The sequence below is a fragment of the Piscinibacter sp. PDB5-1 genome (genome assembly GCF_056676035.1).
This window is the reverse complement of record NZ_JBWVZL010000002.1, coordinates 36,082-52,996: the sequence shown is the minus strand read 5'-3', so window position 1 is coordinate 52,996 and position 16,915 is coordinate 36,082. Positions and strand designations below refer to the sequence as shown.

Below are 16,915 nucleotides of genomic sequence, written 5' to 3'. Positions count from 1 at the left end.
CACACGGGAGAGAGTGGATGAACACCGAGCACGACCTGTTCGCGCCGCGCCGGCCGGCCAACGAACGAGGCAGCCTGCCGATGAGCTGGCACGACTCGACCTGGGACTTGCGGCGCGGGCTCGAGATCGTCGAAGACGTGCCCGCGCACCTGCTGCCCAACGAGTGGCAGGCGGCCTTGTTCAGGGCCCCGTGCGGTCTCGAATGAGCGCGATGGATTCGCCCAGTTCGATGATCGCCAGCGCGTAGTAGCTCGACCAGTTGTAGCGGGTGATGGCGTAGAAGTTCTGCGTGCCGGCCACGTAGCTCGGGGCCGCGTCGCCGTTTTGCAGCTCGACCAGCGCGAGCTTGCCCTCGTGGCGCTTGCCGGCGTCCGACAGCTCCGCGCCGCGCTCGGCGAACTGCGTGGCGGTGAAGCTGGGCAGGATGTCGGGTGCCAGCAGCACGGCGCGGTCGCTCACCTCCATCGGCGCGGTCACCTCGTAGCGCGTGGGCATGCCGCGCTGCCAGCCGAACTCGGCCAGGTAGTGCGCGACGCTGCCGATCACGTCGGCCGTGTTGCGGTGCAGGTCGATGTGGCCATCGCCGTCGAAATCGACCGCGTACTTGTTGGCGCTGCTGGGCATGAACTGCGGCATGCCCATCGCCCCGGCGTAGCTGCCCTTCAGGCTGACCGGGTCGATGCGCTCGCTGTGCGCGAGCACGAACAACTGCTCCAGCTCGTCGCGGAAGAAACCGCTGCGGTCCTTGCGGCCGGTCGGAAAGTCGAACGACAGCGTGGCCAGTGCGTCGATCACGCGGAAGTTGCCCATCTGCTGGCCGTAGATCGACTCGACGCCGATCAGCGCGACCACGATCTCGGGTGGCACGCCGTACATCTCTTGCGCGCGGGCGAGCCATTTTTCGTTGTCGCGCCAGAACGCGAGCCCGGTGCGGATGCGCAGCGGCTCGACGAAGCGCGCGCGGTACGCGGCCCAGTTCTTGGCCGTGCCCGAAGGCGGCGGCATGATGAACTTGGCCGCTGCCGGCACGTAGCGCGCTTCGGCCAGCTTGCCCTGTACCCAGGCTTCGTCGAGCCCGCGGCGCGCGGCCAGTTCGGCGCCGAAGCGCATCACGTCGTCGCGCCGGCCATAGGTGATGACCTCGGGCGCGTTGTCGTCGCGGATCTGGACCTGTCCTCGCTTCTGGGCCTGAGCGAGCGAGGTGTCGAGCAGCAACGGGACGGCGGTGAGCGTGGCCAGCAGGGCCAGCGAGAGGGGGAGTCGGCGAAGCGAAGGCATCGGACGATTATCGAGGTCGTTCAAGCCCCTGGGCGCGTCGTCCCTGTTCGGCGGTTGGCGGCTCAACGCGAGGCCTTGAGGGCTCGCAGCTCACTGCGCGCCGAACGCCACCACAAGCGCGACGGCCGCGTGGCTGCGTCGCGGCCATAACGCTGGCGGTCGAGGGCGTCGAGCAGGCCGGCGAGCGCTTCGCCCCGGGCGCCGAAACGCTCGCGCACCTGGGCGGCCAACTGGCGCGGCGGGCTGTGGGCTTCGGCCGCCATTCCGAGCGCGCGCAGGCCGCGTCGCACCGCCTGCGCCTGGCGCTGCCAGGGGTCTTGGCGGTGGCGGTCCCACCAGGCCCAGCTCGCGCCGGCCAGGGCCAGCGTGCTCAAGACGGTCACCAGCAAGAGCGCGACGTCTTCCCAGCTGGGGGACTGGTAGCCCAGCGACTTCAGCAGGTCGAGCTGCTGGCCGCGCGAGTAGTTGAGCACCCACTGGTTCCAGCGGTTGTTGACCGACTCCCAGGCCTCGCGCATCGAGGCCAGCAGTTGCGGGTTGACGTTGTCGATGGCCCCGGCAATCACCCCGCGTGGCGGCACCAGGTTGCGGCTGCGGTCGATGCGGTCGGGCGCCACGGCGGCCGTCGGGTCGGCGCGCAGCCAGCCCCGGCCTTCTTGCCAGTACTCGGCCCAGGCGTGGGCCGAGCTGTTGCGCACGACGTAGAAGCCGTCCACCGGCTCGGGGTCGGTGCCCTGGTAGCCGGTGACGATGCGCGCCGGCACGTTCATCGAGCGCATCAGCACCACGAAGGCGGTGGCGAAGTGTTCGCAGAAGCCCTCTTTGCGATCGAGCCAGAACTCGTCGATGGCGGTGCGCGGGTCGGCTTCACCATAGAGGCCCGGCGACAGGGTGTAGCTGAAGCCGGCATGGCGCACCTGGCGCATCAGTTCTTGCGCGAGCTGGGTCGCGTCGGCCCCGGCCAGGCGCGGTTCGGCTTTCAATGCCTGGGCCCAGGCGCGGGCGCGCGGTGCGTGGCCTGGCGGCAGGCTGAGGTACTCACGAAAGGCCTGGGTCGGCAAGGTGAGCGGGCCGTGCTCGAACGCGAGGTGCGCTGTCGCCGTGAAACGCAGGCGCTCGATGACGGGCCGCTGCGCCGACCAGACCAAGTCGGCGCGTTGCCGCAGGCGCAGCCCCTCTTGCTCGGGCACGGCGGTGGTCAGCTCCAGCAAGGGCAGGGTGCCGATGCGCTGGGGCTCCAGGGTGACCTCGTAGCGCATCGGCCGGCCGAGCGGGCGCACGTCTTCCAAGGGGCCCATCTGCCCGATGCCCGGTTGCCACTCACGCCCGTCGAAGTACGACAGCACCGGCCCGCGGAAATAGCGCGCCTGCGGTGGCGGCACGCCGTCGAGAAAGCGGATGCGCATGGCCACGCTGTCGTCGAGCGCAATCTCGGACACCGAGCCGAAGCGCATGCTGTTCGACAGCCCGGTGCCGGCCATCGCGTCCGACGGCACGCCCCACAGCGGCCCCATGCGCGGAAAGAGCACGAACAGCAGCGCCATCAACGGCGCCCCCAGCAGCGCGGTGCGCACGGCCAGGCCGCTGGCGAGCTTCAGGCTGGGTTGGCCGACCGGCATGTGCGCCAGCACCAGCGCCGTCAACAGGCCCCACACCGACACCAGCATCGCGGCGGCGACCAGCAGCGACTGCGAGTACAGAAAGTGCGTGAGGATCAGGAAGAAGCCGAGGAAGAACACCACGAAGGCGTCGCGCCGCGCGCGCAACTCCAGCGTCTTCAGCGCCATCAGCACCACGGCGAGCGTCACGCCGGGGGCCTTGCCCAGCAGCGTCTTGTACGACCACGCCGTGAGCAGCAAGGCCACCGCGAGCACCGCCGCCAGCGCCCAGCGGCCCGGCAGCGGCGCATTGGCCACCGCGAGCCGTGCGCGCCACAGCAGCACGCCCGCCGTCAGCGCCGTGCACCACAGCGGCAGGTTGCCCACATGCGGCAGCACGGTCCAACCGATCACACCCAGCAGAAACAGCGTGTCGCGCGCGTCGCGCGGCAGGTGGCGCCAGCCCGGCCAGCGGGGCAGCCACGGGGTCTGGGCGGTGGCGGGAGAGGTTGTCGCGGCCTTCATCGTCGTCACGCCCACAGCGCCAGGGTTTCGAGGCAGCGCAGCCGGTGCGCGTCGCCCTGCTCGGGCCGCAGTTCGACCCCGGGCAGGCGCAGGCCGCTGTCGATGCCGGCACGGTCGGCGGCCAGCACCCAGGCGGTCAGGCGCGAGAGCCGGTCTTCGGGGGCGAGCGCGGCGCCGCACTGGTGCCAGTCGAGCCACAGCTCTTGCTGCACCGAGCTGGTGGTGTCGCGGCTGACGAGGTCGCCGCCGGCTTCGAGGCTGCGCGCGGCTTTCTTCCAGAGCACGAGTTTCAAGGGGTCGCCGCGCCGGTAGCCGCGCACGCCTTCGGTCTCGCCGCCCTGCGCGCTGCGCTGGGGTGTCGGGCCGCCGGCCACGCCTTGTGCGGCGGGCAGCGGGGCCGCGGGGCGTTCGGGTTGCGGGTAGACCAGCACCAGCGCCGCCGGCCGCCACACGGCCCAGGCCCGAAAGAGGCCGAGCGGAAAGCGTGTCTCGACGCTCAGCATCGGCACCTCGTGGCGGCCGCGCCGCTCGGGCACGAAGCTCACCTGCGCCGTGGCCTGGCCGCCGGCCGGCACGTCGGTCCACGCGAGCTGGGCGTCAGGCCCGGCTTCGACGCGCAGGCCGATGCCGAAGCGCGCGCGGCCGGTGCCGCTGAGGCTGACGTCAAGCGGCGCTGCGTCACCCGCGAACACCCCCGTGGGCGGACGCAGGTGCAGCGTGAGGCCCCGCAGCGTGCCGTGCGTGAGATGCATCGACACCGCGCCGCTGCCGGCCAGCAGAAAGGTCAGCACGTAGCCGAGGCTCAGCTGGTAGTTGATCGACGCGACCAGCAGCACCAGCAGCGTCGCGCCGAACATCCACCCCGCCCGCGTGGGCAGGATGTACACGTTGCGTTGCGTGAGCAGCAACGTGTCGGTGCGGGGCAGGCGAGCCTGCCACCATGCGCGCAGGCGGCGGCGCAGCGCCGCGATCGGATGGGGCCACGACGGGCGGGGCAGCGTCAGGCTGGGCATGGGGCGCATGGTAAGTCGGCAAGCGCCTATGCTGCGGCGCTGAGAACGCAGGTTCAGCACGAACGTTCAGCACGAAAGACAAGCCATGGCCGACGACAAGAAATCCGCATCCCCGTCTGGATCCCCGTCTGGAAAGAACGGCAAGAACGGCAAACTCGGCAAGGCCGAATACGCCGATGCGCTGGAGCCCCTGCAGGTCGAACTGAATGCCATGGCGCGCTGGGCACAGAAGACCGGCGCGCGCATCGCGGTGGTCATCGAGGGGCGCGACACCGCCGGCAAGGGCGGCGTCATCGCGGCGATCACCGACACGCTGAGCCCGCGCCAGTGCCACACCGTGGCGCTGGCCAAACCGAGCGAGCGCGAGCGCAGCCAGTGGTACTTCCAGCGCTATGTGCCGCACCTGCCGGCGGCCGGCGAGATCGTCCTGTTCGACCGCAGTTGGTACAACCGCGCGGGCGTCGAACAGGTGATGGGCTTTGCGACCGACGCGCAGGTGAAGGCCTTTTTGCAGCAGGCGCCGGCCTTCGAGAAGCTGCTGGTGGACGACGGCATCCTGCTCTTCAAGTACTGGCTGTCGGTGGACCAAGCGCAGCAGGAAAAGCGCTTCCAGGAGCGTCTCGACGACCCGCTCAAGCGCTGGAAGCTGTCGCCCATCGACCTGCAGGCGCGTGCCAAGTATGACGACTATGGCCGGGCCCGCGACACGATGATGCAGGCCACCCACACGCCGCACGCGCCGTGGACCATCGTCGAGTTCAACGACCAGCGACTGGGTCGGCTCACGCTGATCCGCCACCTGCTCGACCGCCTGCCCGACACGCACGTGCCGGCTGAGGTGCTCGACTTTCCGGCTTTGGCGGGCGAACCGAAGAGCGAGCGCTTCAACGGCCCGGTCAAGCCGATTCCATCCTTGAAACTTTGACCCGTGGAAAAGGGGGTGCCATGTTCTCGCACGTCTTCATCGGTGTCGGTGACTTCGACCGGGCCCTGGCCTTCTACGAACCGCTGATGGCGGTGCTGGGCATCGAGCCGCGCTTCGTCGATCGCACCCGGCCCTGGGCGGGCTGGCAGACCCCCGGCGGCCCCCGGCCGCTCTTCCTGATCGGCCGTCCGCACGACGGCCAGCCGCACGCGCCGGGCAACGGCCAGATGGTCGCGTTTCAGGCGGACAGTCACGCGCGGGTCGAGGCCGCCTACCGCGTGGCGCTGGCGCACGGTGGCCGCTGCGAGGGCCCACCCGGCCTGCGGCCCGAGTACCACGCGAACTACTTCGGGGCGTACGTGCGCGACCCGGACGGCAACAAGCTGTGCGTGGTCTGCCATGCCGCGCCACCGGTGGAGTCGCCGGCATGAGCCGCGATCCAGAACGCGACGCCCCGCGTGGCGAAGGCGTGCAGCCCCGGGTGCAAGGCCTGCGGCCCGAGGCCGAGGTCATGACGCGCCAGCGTCTGCCGTACTTCGTGGGCATCTCGGGTCAGACGGTCGGGGCCACGGGCTTGTCGATGCACCTCGTGGTCATACCCCCTGGCGCACGAGCGGAGCCGCATGTGCACGTGGGCCATGAAACCGGCATCTACGTGCTCGAAGGCCGGGTGCTCACGCGTTGGGGCGTCAGGCTCGAACACGAGGTCGTGAGCCAAGCGGGCGACTTTCTCTTCGTGCCGCCGGGTGTGCCGCACGAGGCCATCAACCTGAGCGACACCGCGCCGGCGCGGGCCGTGGTGGCACGCAACCATCCGGCCGAGCAGGACCGGGTCGAGCCCTACGTGCGCAAGGCGTGAACCCGCCGAGCGGGCGTCGCTCAGGCCGCGAGGGGTTCGGCCTGCGGGGCGGGCAGCGGCTGGTCCAGCGGCAACTCGCCGCCGAGTGCCGCCATCAGGTCGGGGATGAGCTGGCTCAGTTCGCCGGTGGTGATGGCCACGTCGGCATCGAAGCCGTTGTCGGCCCTTTGCGGTGCGCCTTCGAGCACCACGTCGAGCAGCTTGATCTTCTTCAACGCGAGCGATTCACTCAGCACGAACGACACGCGCCCGGCCCAGGTGAGCGCCAGTTGGGTGGGCAGCTTGCCTTGCTTGATGTGTTCACCGACCTCGTCGATGTCGAGCACGTGGCGCGCGTAGCGCACCGTCGATTTGTCGCTGTCGGGCTGCTTCAGCTCGCACTCGCGGTCGATGCTGAAGCCGGCCGGCGCCTCTTTGCTCGACAGCCATTCGGCCATCGCGATGGCCGGTGACGTTTGCGTGTTCACCGGGCGCAGCACGATGCCACCGCCAAGCGCCTCGACCAGCAGCGTGATCACGCGGTCGGCGCTCTTGTAGCTGCTGCCGTTGACCACCACCCAGCCCGCGTGCGGGTCGATCCACACCAGGATGCTCGACCGCTTGGGAAAGGCGCGCGGCAGCAGGTCCTGCACGATCTCTTCTTTCAGCTCTTTGGCGATCTTGCCCTTGGGGCGGCGGCCGGTTTCGGCCTCGACCTTGTCGAGCCGTGCCTCCAGCTGCGTCTTGATGACCGAGCCCGGCACTGCCTTGCGCTCGACGCACAGCCGCAGGATCAGGTGGCCGCCGACGATCTCGGCCAGCGCGGCGTGCTTCTCGCCGCGCGGCTCCACCCAGCCGGCCGACTCGGGCTGCGTGGCCCCGCACTCGGCGAAGCGCGCCGTCGAGAGGCGGTCTTCGAGGCTGGCGCGCGCGGCCGGGTCCCATTGGGTGATGCGAAAGAGCAGGGCGGACTTGAACATGGTGGGAGGCGAGCGGTGGGGTGGTGGTCGAGCGGAAGGGGGCGGATTCTACGGAGCGCGGCCCATTGCCCGGGGGCTGCGGAGGGGCTTCGTGCGATCCGTCACGTGAGGCCCCGCCGCGGGGTGCGGCAAGGGGTGCGGCGGGTTTGCGATCAGGCCACGCCGATGGATTCGATCATCGCGCGCACCTGCTCTTTGGCGCCGCGCCCGGCACCGGCCACCGGCACCAGGCGGTGCGCAATGGCCTGCGGCAGGATGGCCTGGATGTCGTCGGGCGCCACGTAATCGCGCTGGTCGAGCAAGGCAAAGGCCTTGGCCGCGCGCAGCACCGCGATGCCGGCACGCGGGCTCAGGCCATCGACGAACCAGGCCCCGCTGCGGGTGGCGGCGATCAGCGCCTGCAGGTAGTCGAGCAGCGCTTCCGAGGCGTGCACCTTCAGCACCTCGCGCTGGGCCGCGATCAACTCTTCGGGCGACATCACCGCCGGCAGCGCGTGCACGGCCTCGCGCCGGTCCACCCCGGCCAGCAGCGCACGTTCGCTGGCGCGGTCGGGGTAGCCGAGGGTCAGGCACATCAGAAAGCGGTCGAGCTGCGACTCGGGCAGCGGGTAGGTGCCCAGTTGGTCGGTCGGGTTCTGCGTGGCGATCACGAAGAAGGGCTTGGGCAGCGGCCGGGTTTCACCGTCGATCGTGACCTGGTGTTCTTCCATCGCTTCGAGCAGCGCGCTCTGGGTCTTGGGGCCGGCGCGGTTGATCTCGTCGGCCAGCAGCACCTGCGCGAACACCGGCCCGGGGTGGAAGACGAAACTTTCCTTGCTGCGTTCGTAGACGCTGACGCCGATCAAGTCGGCTGGCATCAGGTCGGCCGTAAATTGGGTGCGCGCAAACCGCAGCCCCAGAGACACGGCGAGCGCGTGGGCCAGCGTGGTCTTGCCAACGCCCGGCACGTCTTCGATCAGCAGGTGGCCACCGGCCAGAAGGCAGGCCACGCTGTCGCGGATTTGCGGGCGTTTGCCCACGATGATCGTGCTAATCTGATCAATGAGTCGGGTCAGTTGTTGGTGCAAGGCTTGGCTCATGTGAAACACCATAACCCAAACACGGCGCGCGATTTCACATGGCCACCGCCTTCTTCAGCCACCCCGATTGCCGCCGCCACGACATGGGCGATGGGCACCCCGAATGCCCGCAGCGGCTCGATGCCATCCATGACCAGTTGATCTCAAGCGGCCTGGCCCCCGCACTCGAAATGCGCGAGGCGCCGCTGGTCGATGCAGCCGCGCTGACCCTGGCCCACACCGCTGCGTACGTGGCAAATATGAAAGACCTGTTGGTGCGCGTCGAAGCCTCGGGCGAGCGCCGTGGCATCGACCCCGACACCTATGCCAGCCCCGGCACCTGGCGTGCCGCGCAGCGCGCTGCCGGCGCGGCCGTGGCCGCCACCGACGCGGTGATCTCAGGCGAGGTGGACAACGCCTTCTGCGCTGTGCGCCCGCCCGGCCACCACGCCACGCGTGACGAGGCCATGGGCTTCTGCTTCTTCAACAACGTGGCCGTCGCGGCCCGCCGCGCGCTCGACGTGCATGGCCTCAAGCGCGTGGCCATCGTCGATTTCGACGTGCACCACGGCAACGGCACCGAAGACATCATCGCGGGCGACGACCGCATGCTGATGGTCAGTTTCTTCCAGAGCCCGTGCTACCCCGGCAGTGGCGAAGAGCCCAAGGCCGGCAACATGCTCAACGTGCCGGTGCCGCCCTACACGCGCGGGCTGGCAGTGCGTGAACTGGTCGAAACGATGTGGCTGCCGCGCCTGCATGCGTTCAAGCCGCAGATGCTGTTCATCTCGGCCGGCTTCGATGCCCACCGCGAAGACGACCTCGCGCAACTCGGCCTGGTCGAGGCCGACTACGAGTGGATCACCCTGCGCCTGAAAGAGGTGGCCGCCACGCACGCCAAGGGGCGCATCGTCTCGTGCCTGGAAGGCGGCTACGCGCTCAGCGCGCTGGGCCGCAGCGTCGTGGCACACCTGCGCGTTCTGAGCGGCGCTTGAGCGACGGGGCCCAGGCCCCGCGTGAACGGGCCGCGGCAGCCGAGGCATGATCGCGGGTTGTTCGCCGCCAGCTCGCGTTTCCACCTTGCGTTCCAGCCCCGCTCCTGCAGTGTCCTGAGAGAAGACATGTCCGCCAGCACCCCCGACAACATCGCACACGACCTCCTTGAACTGCTGGACGCCCTGACCAGCCGCGCCGCCCTCACCGAAGCGGCGGTGCTGGCGGGCTGCCTGCTGCTGTCGTGGCTGGTGTGCGCCATCGGCCGGCGGGTGGTGAAGGGCGACGGGGCCGCAGGCACCGGCCCCGTCGGTGATGGCGTCTCGGTGCTGTTCGGCCGCCGCGTGATCGACGGGGTGCTGTTTCCGGCGCTGGCGCTGGTGTTCGCGTGGGTCGCGCGCTACCTGCTCGCCGGTGCGGTGAAGGTGGCGGTGTTCAAGCTGGCCATCCCGATCCTGACCTCGCTGGCGGTGATCCGCCTCACCGTGCGCGTGCTCACCGTGGCCTTCCCCAACGCCTCGTGGTCGCGGGCGCTCGAACGCACCGTCTCGTGGCTGGCGTGGATCGCCGTCGTGCTGTGGATCACCGGCCTCGGCCCGGCCGTGATGGCCGAGCTCGACGACGTGAAGTGGCAGCTCGGCGGCAACCTGGTGTCGCTGCGCACCATCATCGAAGGCACGGTCACCGCGGCCATCGTGATGATGTTCGCGCTGTGGGTGTCGGCCGCCATCGAGAAGAAGATCATCAAGGGATCGGGCAACGACCTCTCGGTGCGCAAGATGGTCGCCAACGTGGTGCGGGCGCTGCTGCTCTTCCTGGGCCTCTTGTTCGCCATGTCGGCGGTGGGCATCAACCTCACGGCGCTGAGCGTGCTGGGCGGTGCACTCGGCGTGGGCCTGGGTTTCGGCTTGCAGAAGATCGCGGCCAACTACGTCAGCGGCTTCGTGATCCTCGCCGAGCGTTCGCTGCGCATCGGCGACGTGGTGAAGGTCAACGGCTTCGAAGGCCGCATCACCGACATCCGCACGCGCTACACGGTGATCCGCGCGACCAGCGGGCGCGAGGCCATCGTGCCCAACGAGATGCTGATCACTCAGGTGGTCGAGAACGCTTCGTTGGTGACGGCCGAGTCGCGTGTGCAGATCAGCCTGAACGTGCAGGTCGCGCACGGCACCGACGTGCGGGCCCTGCAGACGCGGCTCGAAGAAGCCCTCGCGGGCATCTCGCGGGTGCTGCAAGACCCCGCGCCCTTCATCCAGCTCACGGGCTTCGTGCCGGGCGGCATGGAGCTGGTGGTGAAGTACTGGCTGACCGACCCCAACAACCAGCAAGACCTGGTGAAGTCGCAGGTCAACCTGGCGGTGCTGGACGCGCTGACCGCGCAGAACGTGGAGTTCCCGTCGCAGCAGCGCATCGTGGTCGAAGGCCTGGGCTCACGCGAGGGTGGCGACAGCGGCGTTTGAACACCGCCGCCTGCGCTTGAAGGTTCAGCGCCCGCCGGCTGCACGCGCCGGCACCTGCTGCAGGTGGACGTACAGCGCGCGCAGGTCGGTGTCGTTCATCTCTTTCAGCGCCAGGAAGGGCATCACCGGGCTGACGGCGCTGCCATCGGGGCGCTTGCCGCTGCGCATCATCGCGACGAAGGCGTCGGCGTTGGTGTAAGCGGGCATCGCGCTGCCGTCACCTGGGGTCAGGTTCGCGGCGGCCGGCCACGCCGGCGGTGCGCCCGGAATCTTGCCGCCCGACAGGTGCTCGCCGTGGCAGCCGATGCATGACTGCGCCACGTAGGCGCCGTGGGCGGCACTCACCGTTTCGGGCACTGGCGCCGGGGGCGGCAGGCGGTGGTCGATCTTCTCGGCCGCGTCGCGGATCACCCCGAGGCCATACAAGGCCTTCACCGGCATCGGCAGCTGGATGCGCGGTGGCTCGCCATCGACGGCCGGCATTTGCTGCATGTAGGCGATCAGTGCGTTGAGGTCGGCATCGGTCCAGCGTGCGTAGTCTTCGCTGGGCATGATGATCAGCGGCCGGCCCGTGGGCGCGACGCCGTGGCGCACGGTGCGCTGCCAGTCTTGCGCGGTGTAGCCCGTGACCACGCTGTTGCGGCCGCCCGTGATGTTGGGCCCGCGCACGAGCATGCCCTTGCCGTCATTGACAACCTCGCGGCCCGCGCCGTCGGTGCCGTGGCATTCGGTGCAGCCGCGCGACATGAACAGGTAGCGCCCCCGCGCCAGGGCGCTGTCGGTGCTGGGGTGGCCGGCGGTGGCCAGCGGGGGCAGGTCGATGTCGATGCGGCGCAGCATCTTGCGTTCGCCCAGGTGCGCGGCAATCAGCAGCGCCACGGCGCCGAGCGCGAGGAGCACGAGCAGGACGACGCCCGCGCGGGTGAGCCATGTCTTCATGGGTGGGTTCCGGTCCAAGCGGCAAGGCGATCAGGCGAACTTCGGGCCGCGCACGGGCAGGCCGAGGTCGCGGGCGAGCTTTTCCCAGGCGCTTGCGTCGAGGTGCGGGCGGATGGTGTCGATCAGGCCCATGAAGGCCTCGGGCGGCGTGGTCGCGCGGATGGCGCCGAGCATGCCCGCGCGTTCGACCGGGCTCAGCGCCGGCACCATCCAGCGGGCGATCTGCAGATGCTCTTCGGGCGGGATGCTCGCGAGCAGGCGGTCATGCAGGGCGTGCAGCTCTTCGTCGGTGTACAGCGACCACAGCGCCGCGTTGTTGGCCGTTTCTTCGATGTGCATGTGCTGGAAGTTCTCGGCCACGAAGAGCGCGAGGTGGCGGTACAGGCGCAGCGAGAGTGGCATGCGTTCGCCGGGGGCGGTGATGCGCAGCGTGGCCACTTCTTGCCGCAGCGCGCGGATCGCCATGCCGTGTTCGGCGTGGTCGTCGGCGGTGCGCTGGGCCCCGTTGGCACGGCGTGCGTCGATCGCGCTGTGCACGAAGTCGTTCTCGTGCTGGATGTGCTTTTCACACAGCGTGAGCAGCGCGTCGAGTTGGCCGAGCGTGCGCGCCATGTCGTCGGCGTCGTACACGTCGAGCCAGCCCACGCGGGCGAGCGTGTCGTTCATGAAGGCGCGCAGCGCCTTGTGGATGGGCACGTACATGTCGAAGCGCGGGGCGTCGGTGGCCGGCGTGGCGGCGGCGGGGCGTTCTTGCGTGGTGGTGTTCATCGGGTGTCCTTGAAAGGGGTTGGAAAGGGTGCGGGCCCCTGGGGCCGCGGCATGGGTTGGCAGTGTTCCGTGATGGCGGGTGGCCCACATCGGCCACAAGAGCCATTGGCCCGGTCGGCGGCGGGCCAACCCGGAGGGGCGTCCCCCGATCGGGGGTGCCGGGCGACGCGGGACTCGCGGCATGCGGCGAGGGCCCAAAGTCACCCGGCGGGGCGCCGACCCTTCGGCAAAATCGCGGGATGCCGCCGCCGGTTTCGCCGTCCCCGTTCGCCCTCGCCAAGATCCAGCCGCCCCGACCGCGTGCCGGGCTGGTCGAACGCCCGGTGCTCGAGCACGCGCTCGGCGCCGCGCTCGCCCACCTGCCGCTCACGCTGCTGCTGGCGCCCGCTGGCTACGGCAAGACGGCGGCGCTCACAAGGCAGATCCAGCGCCTACCGGCCGGCTGGGCGCTGGCCTGGGTCTCGGCCGACGAAGACGACCGCCTGCAGCGCTTTCTGTCGTGCCTGACGGCTGCGCTCGACGCGCACGACCTGCCCTGGCGCGTGGCCCCCGACGCGCTGGCGACGCTGGCCGAAGGCGAGGGCGGCCTGTCGAACGTGGCCGGCGAACTGGTCAACGCCCTGGCCGCGGCCGAAGTCGAACGCGGGCTGATCGTGCTGGACGACGCCCACCGCATCAACGACCCGCGCGTCTTCGAGCTGATCGCGCTCACGCTGCCGCGCCTGCCCGCGCACTGGGGCCTCGCCATCGCCAGCCGCGTCGAACCCCCGCTGCCCTTGGCGCGCCTGCGCGCGGCGGGCGACCTCGCCGAGTTTCGCCAGTACGACCTGCGCTTCAGCGAGGCCGAGGTCTCGTCGCTGCTCGCGGCGCACGACACCCACGCCTCGCCGCGCGAGCTGCTCGACCGCACCGACGGCTGGGCCGCCGGGCTGCGACTGAGCCTGTCGGTGCGGCCGGGCGGGGCGGCGCACGATGCCGGCTCGCGCACGCAGCGCCACCTGTTCGACTACCTCGCCGCCGAGGTGCTGGCCGACATGCCCGACGAGCTGCGCGACTTTCTCTTGCGCTGCGCCGTGCTGCCCGAGCTGAGCGCCGCGCGCTGCGCCTTCGTGAGCGGCATGCCGCAGGCCGCGCGACTGCTCGGCGAGGTCGAACGGCGCGGCCTTTTCGTCAGCGTGGTCGATGCCGACGAGCTGACGCTGCGCCTGCACGACCTCTTCCGCGACTTTCTCGAAGACCGCCTGCAGCGCGACCACCCCGAGCTGCTGCCCGGCCTGCTGAGCCGCGCCGCCGAACACGAGCCCGACCTCGCCCGCGCGATGGGCTACCTGGCGCGCGCCGGGGCTTGGGCCGAGGCCACGCAACTGCTCGCCAGCCGCGCGCAAGAGCACCTGAGCATCGGCGCCGGCGCGCTGCTCGACCAGATGCTCGCGCTCTTTCCCGAGTCCGAGTTCGCACGCCGGCCCGACCTGCACCTGGTGCGCGGGCTCGCCGCGTGGCCGCGCTTCGACTGGGACACGCTGCTGGTGTCCATGCGCCGTGCCGCCGAGGGCTACGCCGCCTGCGGCCGCGAGCGCGACGCCGCCCTCACGCGCGCCAACGTGTGCTCGGGGCTGATCCACGCCGGCGGGCTGCGCGAGGCGTCTGACGAGCTGGCCCGGCTGCGCCAGTTGCCGCTCGACGACGCGGCCACCGCCTTCGTCTACTTCACCAGCGCCTGGACGGCCTTCGCCGACGCCCGCACCGACGAAGTCGCGCCCCTGTTCGAGGCCATGCTCGACGCGCTGGAGCGCATGCCCGCCGCCGTGCTGTGGCTGCAGTTTCCGATCCACTGCGTGTTCGTCGGCCTGCCCGGCATGCGGCCCCTGCTCGAACGTTTTGCCGACGGCGCCACGCGGGTGTGCGGCGATTCACCGACGCAGATGCGCGCCGGCGTGCTGCACATGCGCGCCTGGCTCGCGCTGTCGCAAGGCCAGCTCGACGAGGCCAAGACCCTGCTCGCGCGCGCCGACGAAGACTGCCGCTGGCTCGGCATGCCGCGCCTCGTGGTCACCGAGAACCGCTTGGCCAACACGCTGGTGCATGCGCTGTGCGGCCAGGGCGAGGCCAGCCACGCGGTCGCCCGCGAGCTGGTGGACGACATCCGCCAGCACAGCCCGCTGAGCCACCGGCGCGTGCACGAGTCCGAGGTCTTGTTCGTGCATGCGCGCGCCGCGTGGATCCTGCAAGACGCGCCCGCGCTGCGCGCCATCGACGAAGCCCTGGCCCGTGCGGCCAACCCCTTCGAGTGGACGGCCGCACCCGCCAACCGCGCCATGAGCCGCGCCTTTGTCGCGCTGGTCGAAGGCCGGCTCGAAGAAGGCCTGAAGCTCTTGCAGCCGGTGGCCCACGACATCGACCGCTCGCTCTTCTACCCGGCCGTGCAGGCACGGATGATGCTGGCCGATGTGCAGCAGCGCCTGGGCGACCGCGACAGCGCGGCCAAGACGCTGCGGCGCTGGTTCGACGCCGTGGCCGTGTCGTGCGAAGTGGGCGGCGCCCTGCTCGCCGGCCCCGACGTGCTGGGCCGCTTGGCGGGCGCCGATTGGGGCGGCCGCCTGTCGATGGACGACCAGGGGCTGCTGATGCGCCTGGCCGGCCTGTTGCAGCGTGGGCCGGCTGGGGGGGCGGTGCAACCCGCCATGTCACCGCGCGCCGGGCGGCCGGCGTTGCACCCGGTCGATCAACTCAGCGAACGCGAGCGCGAAGTGCTCGAACGCATCGCCGCCGGCGACAGCAACAAGCTCATCGCCCGCGCCTTCGACCTGAGCCCGCACACGGTCAAGCGCCACGTGGCCAACATCCTCGGCAAGCTCGGCGTGGACACGCGCGGGCAAGCGGCGGCACGCTGGCGGGATCGCTCGGCGGGCTGACTTTCAAAGGGCCGCGACGCCCGTGCCCAGAAATGCGAAAGGGGCCTCGCGGCCCCTTCCATTCACGCAGCCCCTCAGCCTGCGCTGACCGGAATCTTCCCGATCTTCGCCTGCCATTCCTTCGGGCCGGTCTCGTGCACCGAGGTGCCCTTCGAGTCCACCGCCACCGTCACCGGCATGTCGTTGATCTCGAACTCGTAGATCGCCTCCATGCCCAGGTCGCCGAAGCCGACGACCTTCGACTGCTTGATGGCCTTGCTGACCAGGTAAGCCGCGCCGCCCACTGCCATCAGGTAGGCGCTCTGGTGCTTCTTGATCGCCTCGATGGCCACCGGCCCGCGTTCGGCCTTGCCGATCATCGCGATCAGGCCGGTCTGCGCCAGCATCATCTCGGTGAACTTGTCCATGCGCGTCGCGGTGGTCGGGCCGGCCGGGCCAACGACTTCGTCGCGCACCGGGTCCACCGGGCCCACGTAGTAGATGACGCGGTTGGTGAAATCGACTGGCAGCTTCTCGCCCTTGGCCAGCATGTCTTGAATGCGCTTGTGCGCGGCGTCGCGGCCGGTGAGCATCTTGCCGCTCAGCAGCAGCGTGTCGCCCGGCTTCCAGCTGGCCACTTCTTCGCGCGTCAGCGTGTCGAGGTTGACCTTCTTCGACTTGTTGTAGTCGGGGGCCCACTTCACGTCGGGCCACATGTCCAGGCTCGGCGGCGTGAGGTAGGCCGCGCCCGAGCCGTCGAGCACGAAGTGCGCGTGCCGCGTGGCCGCGCAGTTGGGGATCATCGCGACCGGCTTGCTGGCCGCGTGCGTCGGGTAGGTGGCGATCTTCACGTCGAGCACGGTCGTCAGGCCGCCCAGGCCCTGCGCGCCGATGCCCAGCGCGTTGATCTTGTCGCACAGCTCGATGCGCAGCTCTTCGACCTTGTTCTGCGGGCCGCGTTGCTTCAGCTCGTACATGTCAATGTCCTGCATCAGCGACTCTTTGGCCAGCAGCATCGCCTTTTCGGCCGTGCCGCCGATGCCGATGCCCAGCATGCCCGGCGGGCACCAGCCGGCGCCCATGGTCGGCACCGTCTTCAGCACCCAATCGACCAGGCTGTCGCTCGGGTTCATCATCACGAACTTGCTCTTGTTCTCGCTGCCGCCGCCCTTGGCGGCAATCTGCACATCGACCGTGTTGCCCGGCACCACGCTCATGTGCACGACGGCGGGCGTGTTGTCGGTGGTGTTCTTGCGCTCGAAGTGCGGGTCAGCCACGATGCTCGCGCGCAGCTTGTTCTCGGGGTCGTTGTAGCCCTTGCGCACGCCTTCGTTGATGGCGTCTTCGATGCTGCCAGGGAAGCCCTCGAAGCGCACGTCCATGCCGATCTTCAGGAAGACGTTGACGATGCCCGTGTCCTGGCAGATCGGGCGGCGGCCCTCGGCACACATCTTCGAGTTGGTGAGGATCTGCGCGATCGCGTCTTTCGCGGCCGGGCTCTGCTCGGTCTGGTACGCCCGCGCCAGGTGCGCGATGTAGTCGGCCGGGTGGTAGTAGCTGATGTACTGCAGGGCTGCGGCGACGCTCTCGACGAGGTCTGCGTGGCGGATGGTGGTGGGCATGGCGGTGGGGCGGCGCGGTCGGCC

General features: G+C 70.1%; 15 protein-coding genes. 7 read left to right on the top strand and 8 right to left on the bottom strand.

The features are described 5' to 3' along the window. Positions 1-17: 17 nt before the first annotated feature. Positions 18-206 carry a hypothetical protein gene (locus tag AC1KAT_RS07600; protein WP_480324431.1) on the top strand — a complete coding sequence of 63 codons (189 nt, stop codon included), beginning with the start codon at positions 18-20 and terminating at the stop codon, positions 204-206. Here the strand turns inward: AC1KAT_RS07600 and mltB are convergent. The 3 genes from mltB to AC1KAT_RS07585 form a co-directional block, all read right to left on the bottom strand. Further along, complete coding sequence (gene mltB / locus AC1KAT_RS07595; protein ID WP_480324429.1) at positions 181-1,278, bottom strand: lytic murein transglycosylase B; 1,098 nt, start codon at positions 1,276-1,278, stop codon at positions 181-183. The two genes, AC1KAT_RS07600 and mltB, sit on opposite strands and share 26 nt — an antisense overlap. Positions 1,279-1,340: 62 nt before the next feature. Then, entirely contained in the window at positions 1,341-3,401 is a 2,061-nt protein-coding gene (locus tag AC1KAT_RS07590; RefSeq protein ID WP_480324427.1) for a transglutaminase TgpA family protein, read from the bottom strand. Positions 3,402-3,406: 5 nt separating this feature from the next. Then, positions 3,407-4,423: a DUF58 domain-containing protein gene (locus tag AC1KAT_RS07585; RefSeq protein ID WP_480324425.1), complete on the bottom strand. Its 1,017-nt coding sequence runs from the start codon at positions 4,421-4,423 to the stop codon at positions 3,407-3,409. A gap of 76 nt (positions 4,424-4,499) precedes the next feature. On the opposite strand from AC1KAT_RS07585, the gene ppk2 reads away from it, so the two are divergent. The 3 genes from ppk2 to AC1KAT_RS07570 all read left to right on the top strand — a co-directional run bounded on the left by ppk2 (position 4,500) and on the right by AC1KAT_RS07570 (position 6,198). Further along, entirely contained in the window at positions 4,500-5,339 is an 840-nt protein-coding gene (gene ppk2, locus AC1KAT_RS07580; protein ID WP_480324423.1) for a polyphosphate kinase 2, read from the top strand. A gap of 20 nt (positions 5,340-5,359) precedes the next feature. Then, the gene (locus tag AC1KAT_RS07575; RefSeq protein ID WP_480324421.1) at positions 5,360-5,770 is read left to right on the top strand and encodes a VOC family protein; all 411 of its coding nucleotides are present in this window, start codon (positions 5,360-5,362) and stop codon (positions 5,768-5,770) included. Positions 5,771-5,850: 80 nt separating this feature from the next. Further along, positions 5,851-6,198, top strand: coding sequence for a cupin domain-containing protein (locus AC1KAT_RS07570; RefSeq protein ID WP_480326512.1), 348 nt, complete (start codon positions 5,851-5,853; stop codon positions 6,196-6,198). 20 nt (positions 6,199-6,218) lie between these two features. On the opposite strand, the gene AC1KAT_RS07565 is transcribed toward AC1KAT_RS07570, so the two are convergent. After that, a complete protein-coding gene (locus AC1KAT_RS07565; protein ID WP_480324419.1) occupies positions 6,219-7,157 on the bottom strand; it encodes a recombination-associated protein RdgC in 939 nt (312 codons plus the stop codon). 152 nt (positions 7,158-7,309) lie between these two features. Then, positions 7,310-8,236 carry an AAA family ATPase gene (locus AC1KAT_RS07560; protein WP_480324417.1) on the bottom strand — a complete coding sequence of 309 codons (927 nt, stop codon included), beginning with the start codon at positions 8,234-8,236 and terminating at the stop codon, positions 7,310-7,312. Positions 8,237-8,274: 38 nt separating this feature from the next. On the opposite strand from AC1KAT_RS07560, the gene AC1KAT_RS07555 reads away from it, so the two are divergent. Beyond that, the gene (locus tag AC1KAT_RS07555) at positions 8,275-9,210 is read left to right on the top strand and encodes a histone deacetylase family protein (protein ID WP_480324415.1); all 936 of its coding nucleotides are present in this window, start codon (positions 8,275-8,277) and stop codon (positions 9,208-9,210) included. Between the two features lie 126 nt (positions 9,211-9,336). After that, on the top strand, positions 9,337-10,671 hold the full coding sequence (locus tag AC1KAT_RS07550) for a mechanosensitive ion channel family protein (RefSeq protein WP_480324413.1): 1,335 nt from the start codon (positions 9,337-9,339) through the stop codon (positions 10,669-10,671). A 24-nt stretch (positions 10,672-10,695) separates the two neighbouring features. On the opposite strand, the gene AC1KAT_RS07545 is transcribed toward AC1KAT_RS07550, so the two are convergent. Together AC1KAT_RS07545 and AC1KAT_RS07540 are read right to left on the bottom strand one after the other, a co-directional pair. Then, positions 10,696-11,610: a c-type cytochrome gene (locus tag AC1KAT_RS07545; protein WP_480324411.1), complete on the bottom strand. Its 915-nt coding sequence runs from the start codon at positions 11,608-11,610 to the stop codon at positions 10,696-10,698. Positions 11,611-11,640: 30 nt separating this feature from the next. Further along, complete coding sequence (locus AC1KAT_RS07540) at positions 11,641-12,378, bottom strand: hemerythrin domain-containing protein (protein WP_480324409.1); 738 nt, start codon at positions 12,376-12,378, stop codon at positions 11,641-11,643. Positions 12,379-12,617: 239 nt separating this feature from the next. On the opposite strand from AC1KAT_RS07540, the gene AC1KAT_RS07535 reads away from it, so the two are divergent. Then, complete coding sequence (locus tag AC1KAT_RS07535; RefSeq protein ID WP_480324407.1) at positions 12,618-15,290, top strand: winged helix-turn-helix domain-containing protein; 2,673 nt, start codon at positions 12,618-12,620, stop codon at positions 15,288-15,290. Between the two features lie 74 nt (positions 15,291-15,364). On the opposite strand, the gene AC1KAT_RS07530 is transcribed toward AC1KAT_RS07535, so the two are convergent. Beyond that, the gene (locus tag AC1KAT_RS07530; protein ID WP_480324405.1) at positions 15,365-16,891 is read right to left on the bottom strand and encodes a fumarate hydratase; all 1,527 of its coding nucleotides are present in this window, start codon (positions 16,889-16,891) and stop codon (positions 15,365-15,367) included. Positions 16,892-16,915 lie beyond the last annotated feature (24 nt).

What these genes read in the sequence shown, in the direction of transcription:
- AC1KAT_RS07600 (WP_480324431.1), top strand. Translation starts at nt 18, where the DNA reads ATGAACACCGAGCACGACCTGTTCGCGCCGCGCCGGCCGGCCAACGAA.
- mltB (WP_480324429.1), bottom strand. Translation starts at nt 1,278, where the DNA reads ATGCCTTCGCTTCGCCGACTCCCCCTCTCGCTGGCCCTGCTGGCCACG.
- AC1KAT_RS07590 (WP_480324427.1), bottom strand. Translation starts at nt 3,401, where the DNA reads ATGAAGGCCGCGACAACCTCTCCCGCCACCGCCCAGACCCCGTGGCTG.
- AC1KAT_RS07585 (WP_480324425.1), bottom strand. Translation starts at nt 4,423, where the DNA reads ATGCGCCCCATGCCCAGCCTGACGCTGCCCCGCCCGTCGTGGCCCCAT.
- ppk2 (WP_480324423.1), top strand. Translation starts at nt 4,500, where the DNA reads ATGGCCGACGACAAGAAATCCGCATCCCCGTCTGGATCCCCGTCTGGA.
- AC1KAT_RS07575 (WP_480324421.1), top strand. Translation starts at nt 5,360, where the DNA reads ATGTTCTCGCACGTCTTCATCGGTGTCGGTGACTTCGACCGGGCCCTG.
- AC1KAT_RS07570 (WP_480326512.1), top strand. Translation starts at nt 5,851, where the DNA reads ATGACGCGCCAGCGTCTGCCGTACTTCGTGGGCATCTCGGGTCAGACG.
- AC1KAT_RS07565 (WP_480324419.1), bottom strand. Translation starts at nt 7,157, where the DNA reads ATGTTCAAGTCCGCCCTGCTCTTTCGCATCACCCAATGGGACCCGGCC.
- AC1KAT_RS07560 (WP_480324417.1), bottom strand. Translation starts at nt 8,236, where the DNA reads ATGAGCCAAGCCTTGCACCAACAACTGACCCGACTCATTGATCAGATT.
- AC1KAT_RS07555 (WP_480324415.1), top strand. Translation starts at nt 8,275, where the DNA reads ATGGCCACCGCCTTCTTCAGCCACCCCGATTGCCGCCGCCACGACATG.
- AC1KAT_RS07550 (WP_480324413.1), top strand. Translation starts at nt 9,337, where the DNA reads ATGTCCGCCAGCACCCCCGACAACATCGCACACGACCTCCTTGAACTG.
- AC1KAT_RS07545 (WP_480324411.1), bottom strand. Translation starts at nt 11,610, where the DNA reads ATGAAGACATGGCTCACCCGCGCGGGCGTCGTCCTGCTCGTGCTCCTC.
- AC1KAT_RS07540 (WP_480324409.1), bottom strand. Translation starts at nt 12,378, where the DNA reads ATGAACACCACCACGCAAGAACGCCCCGCCGCCGCCACGCCGGCCACC.
- AC1KAT_RS07535 (WP_480324407.1), top strand. Translation starts at nt 12,618, where the DNA reads ATGCCGCCGCCGGTTTCGCCGTCCCCGTTCGCCCTCGCCAAGATCCAG.
- AC1KAT_RS07530 (WP_480324405.1), bottom strand. Translation starts at nt 16,891, where the DNA reads ATGCCCACCACCATCCGCCACGCAGACCTCGTCGAGAGCGTCGCCGCA.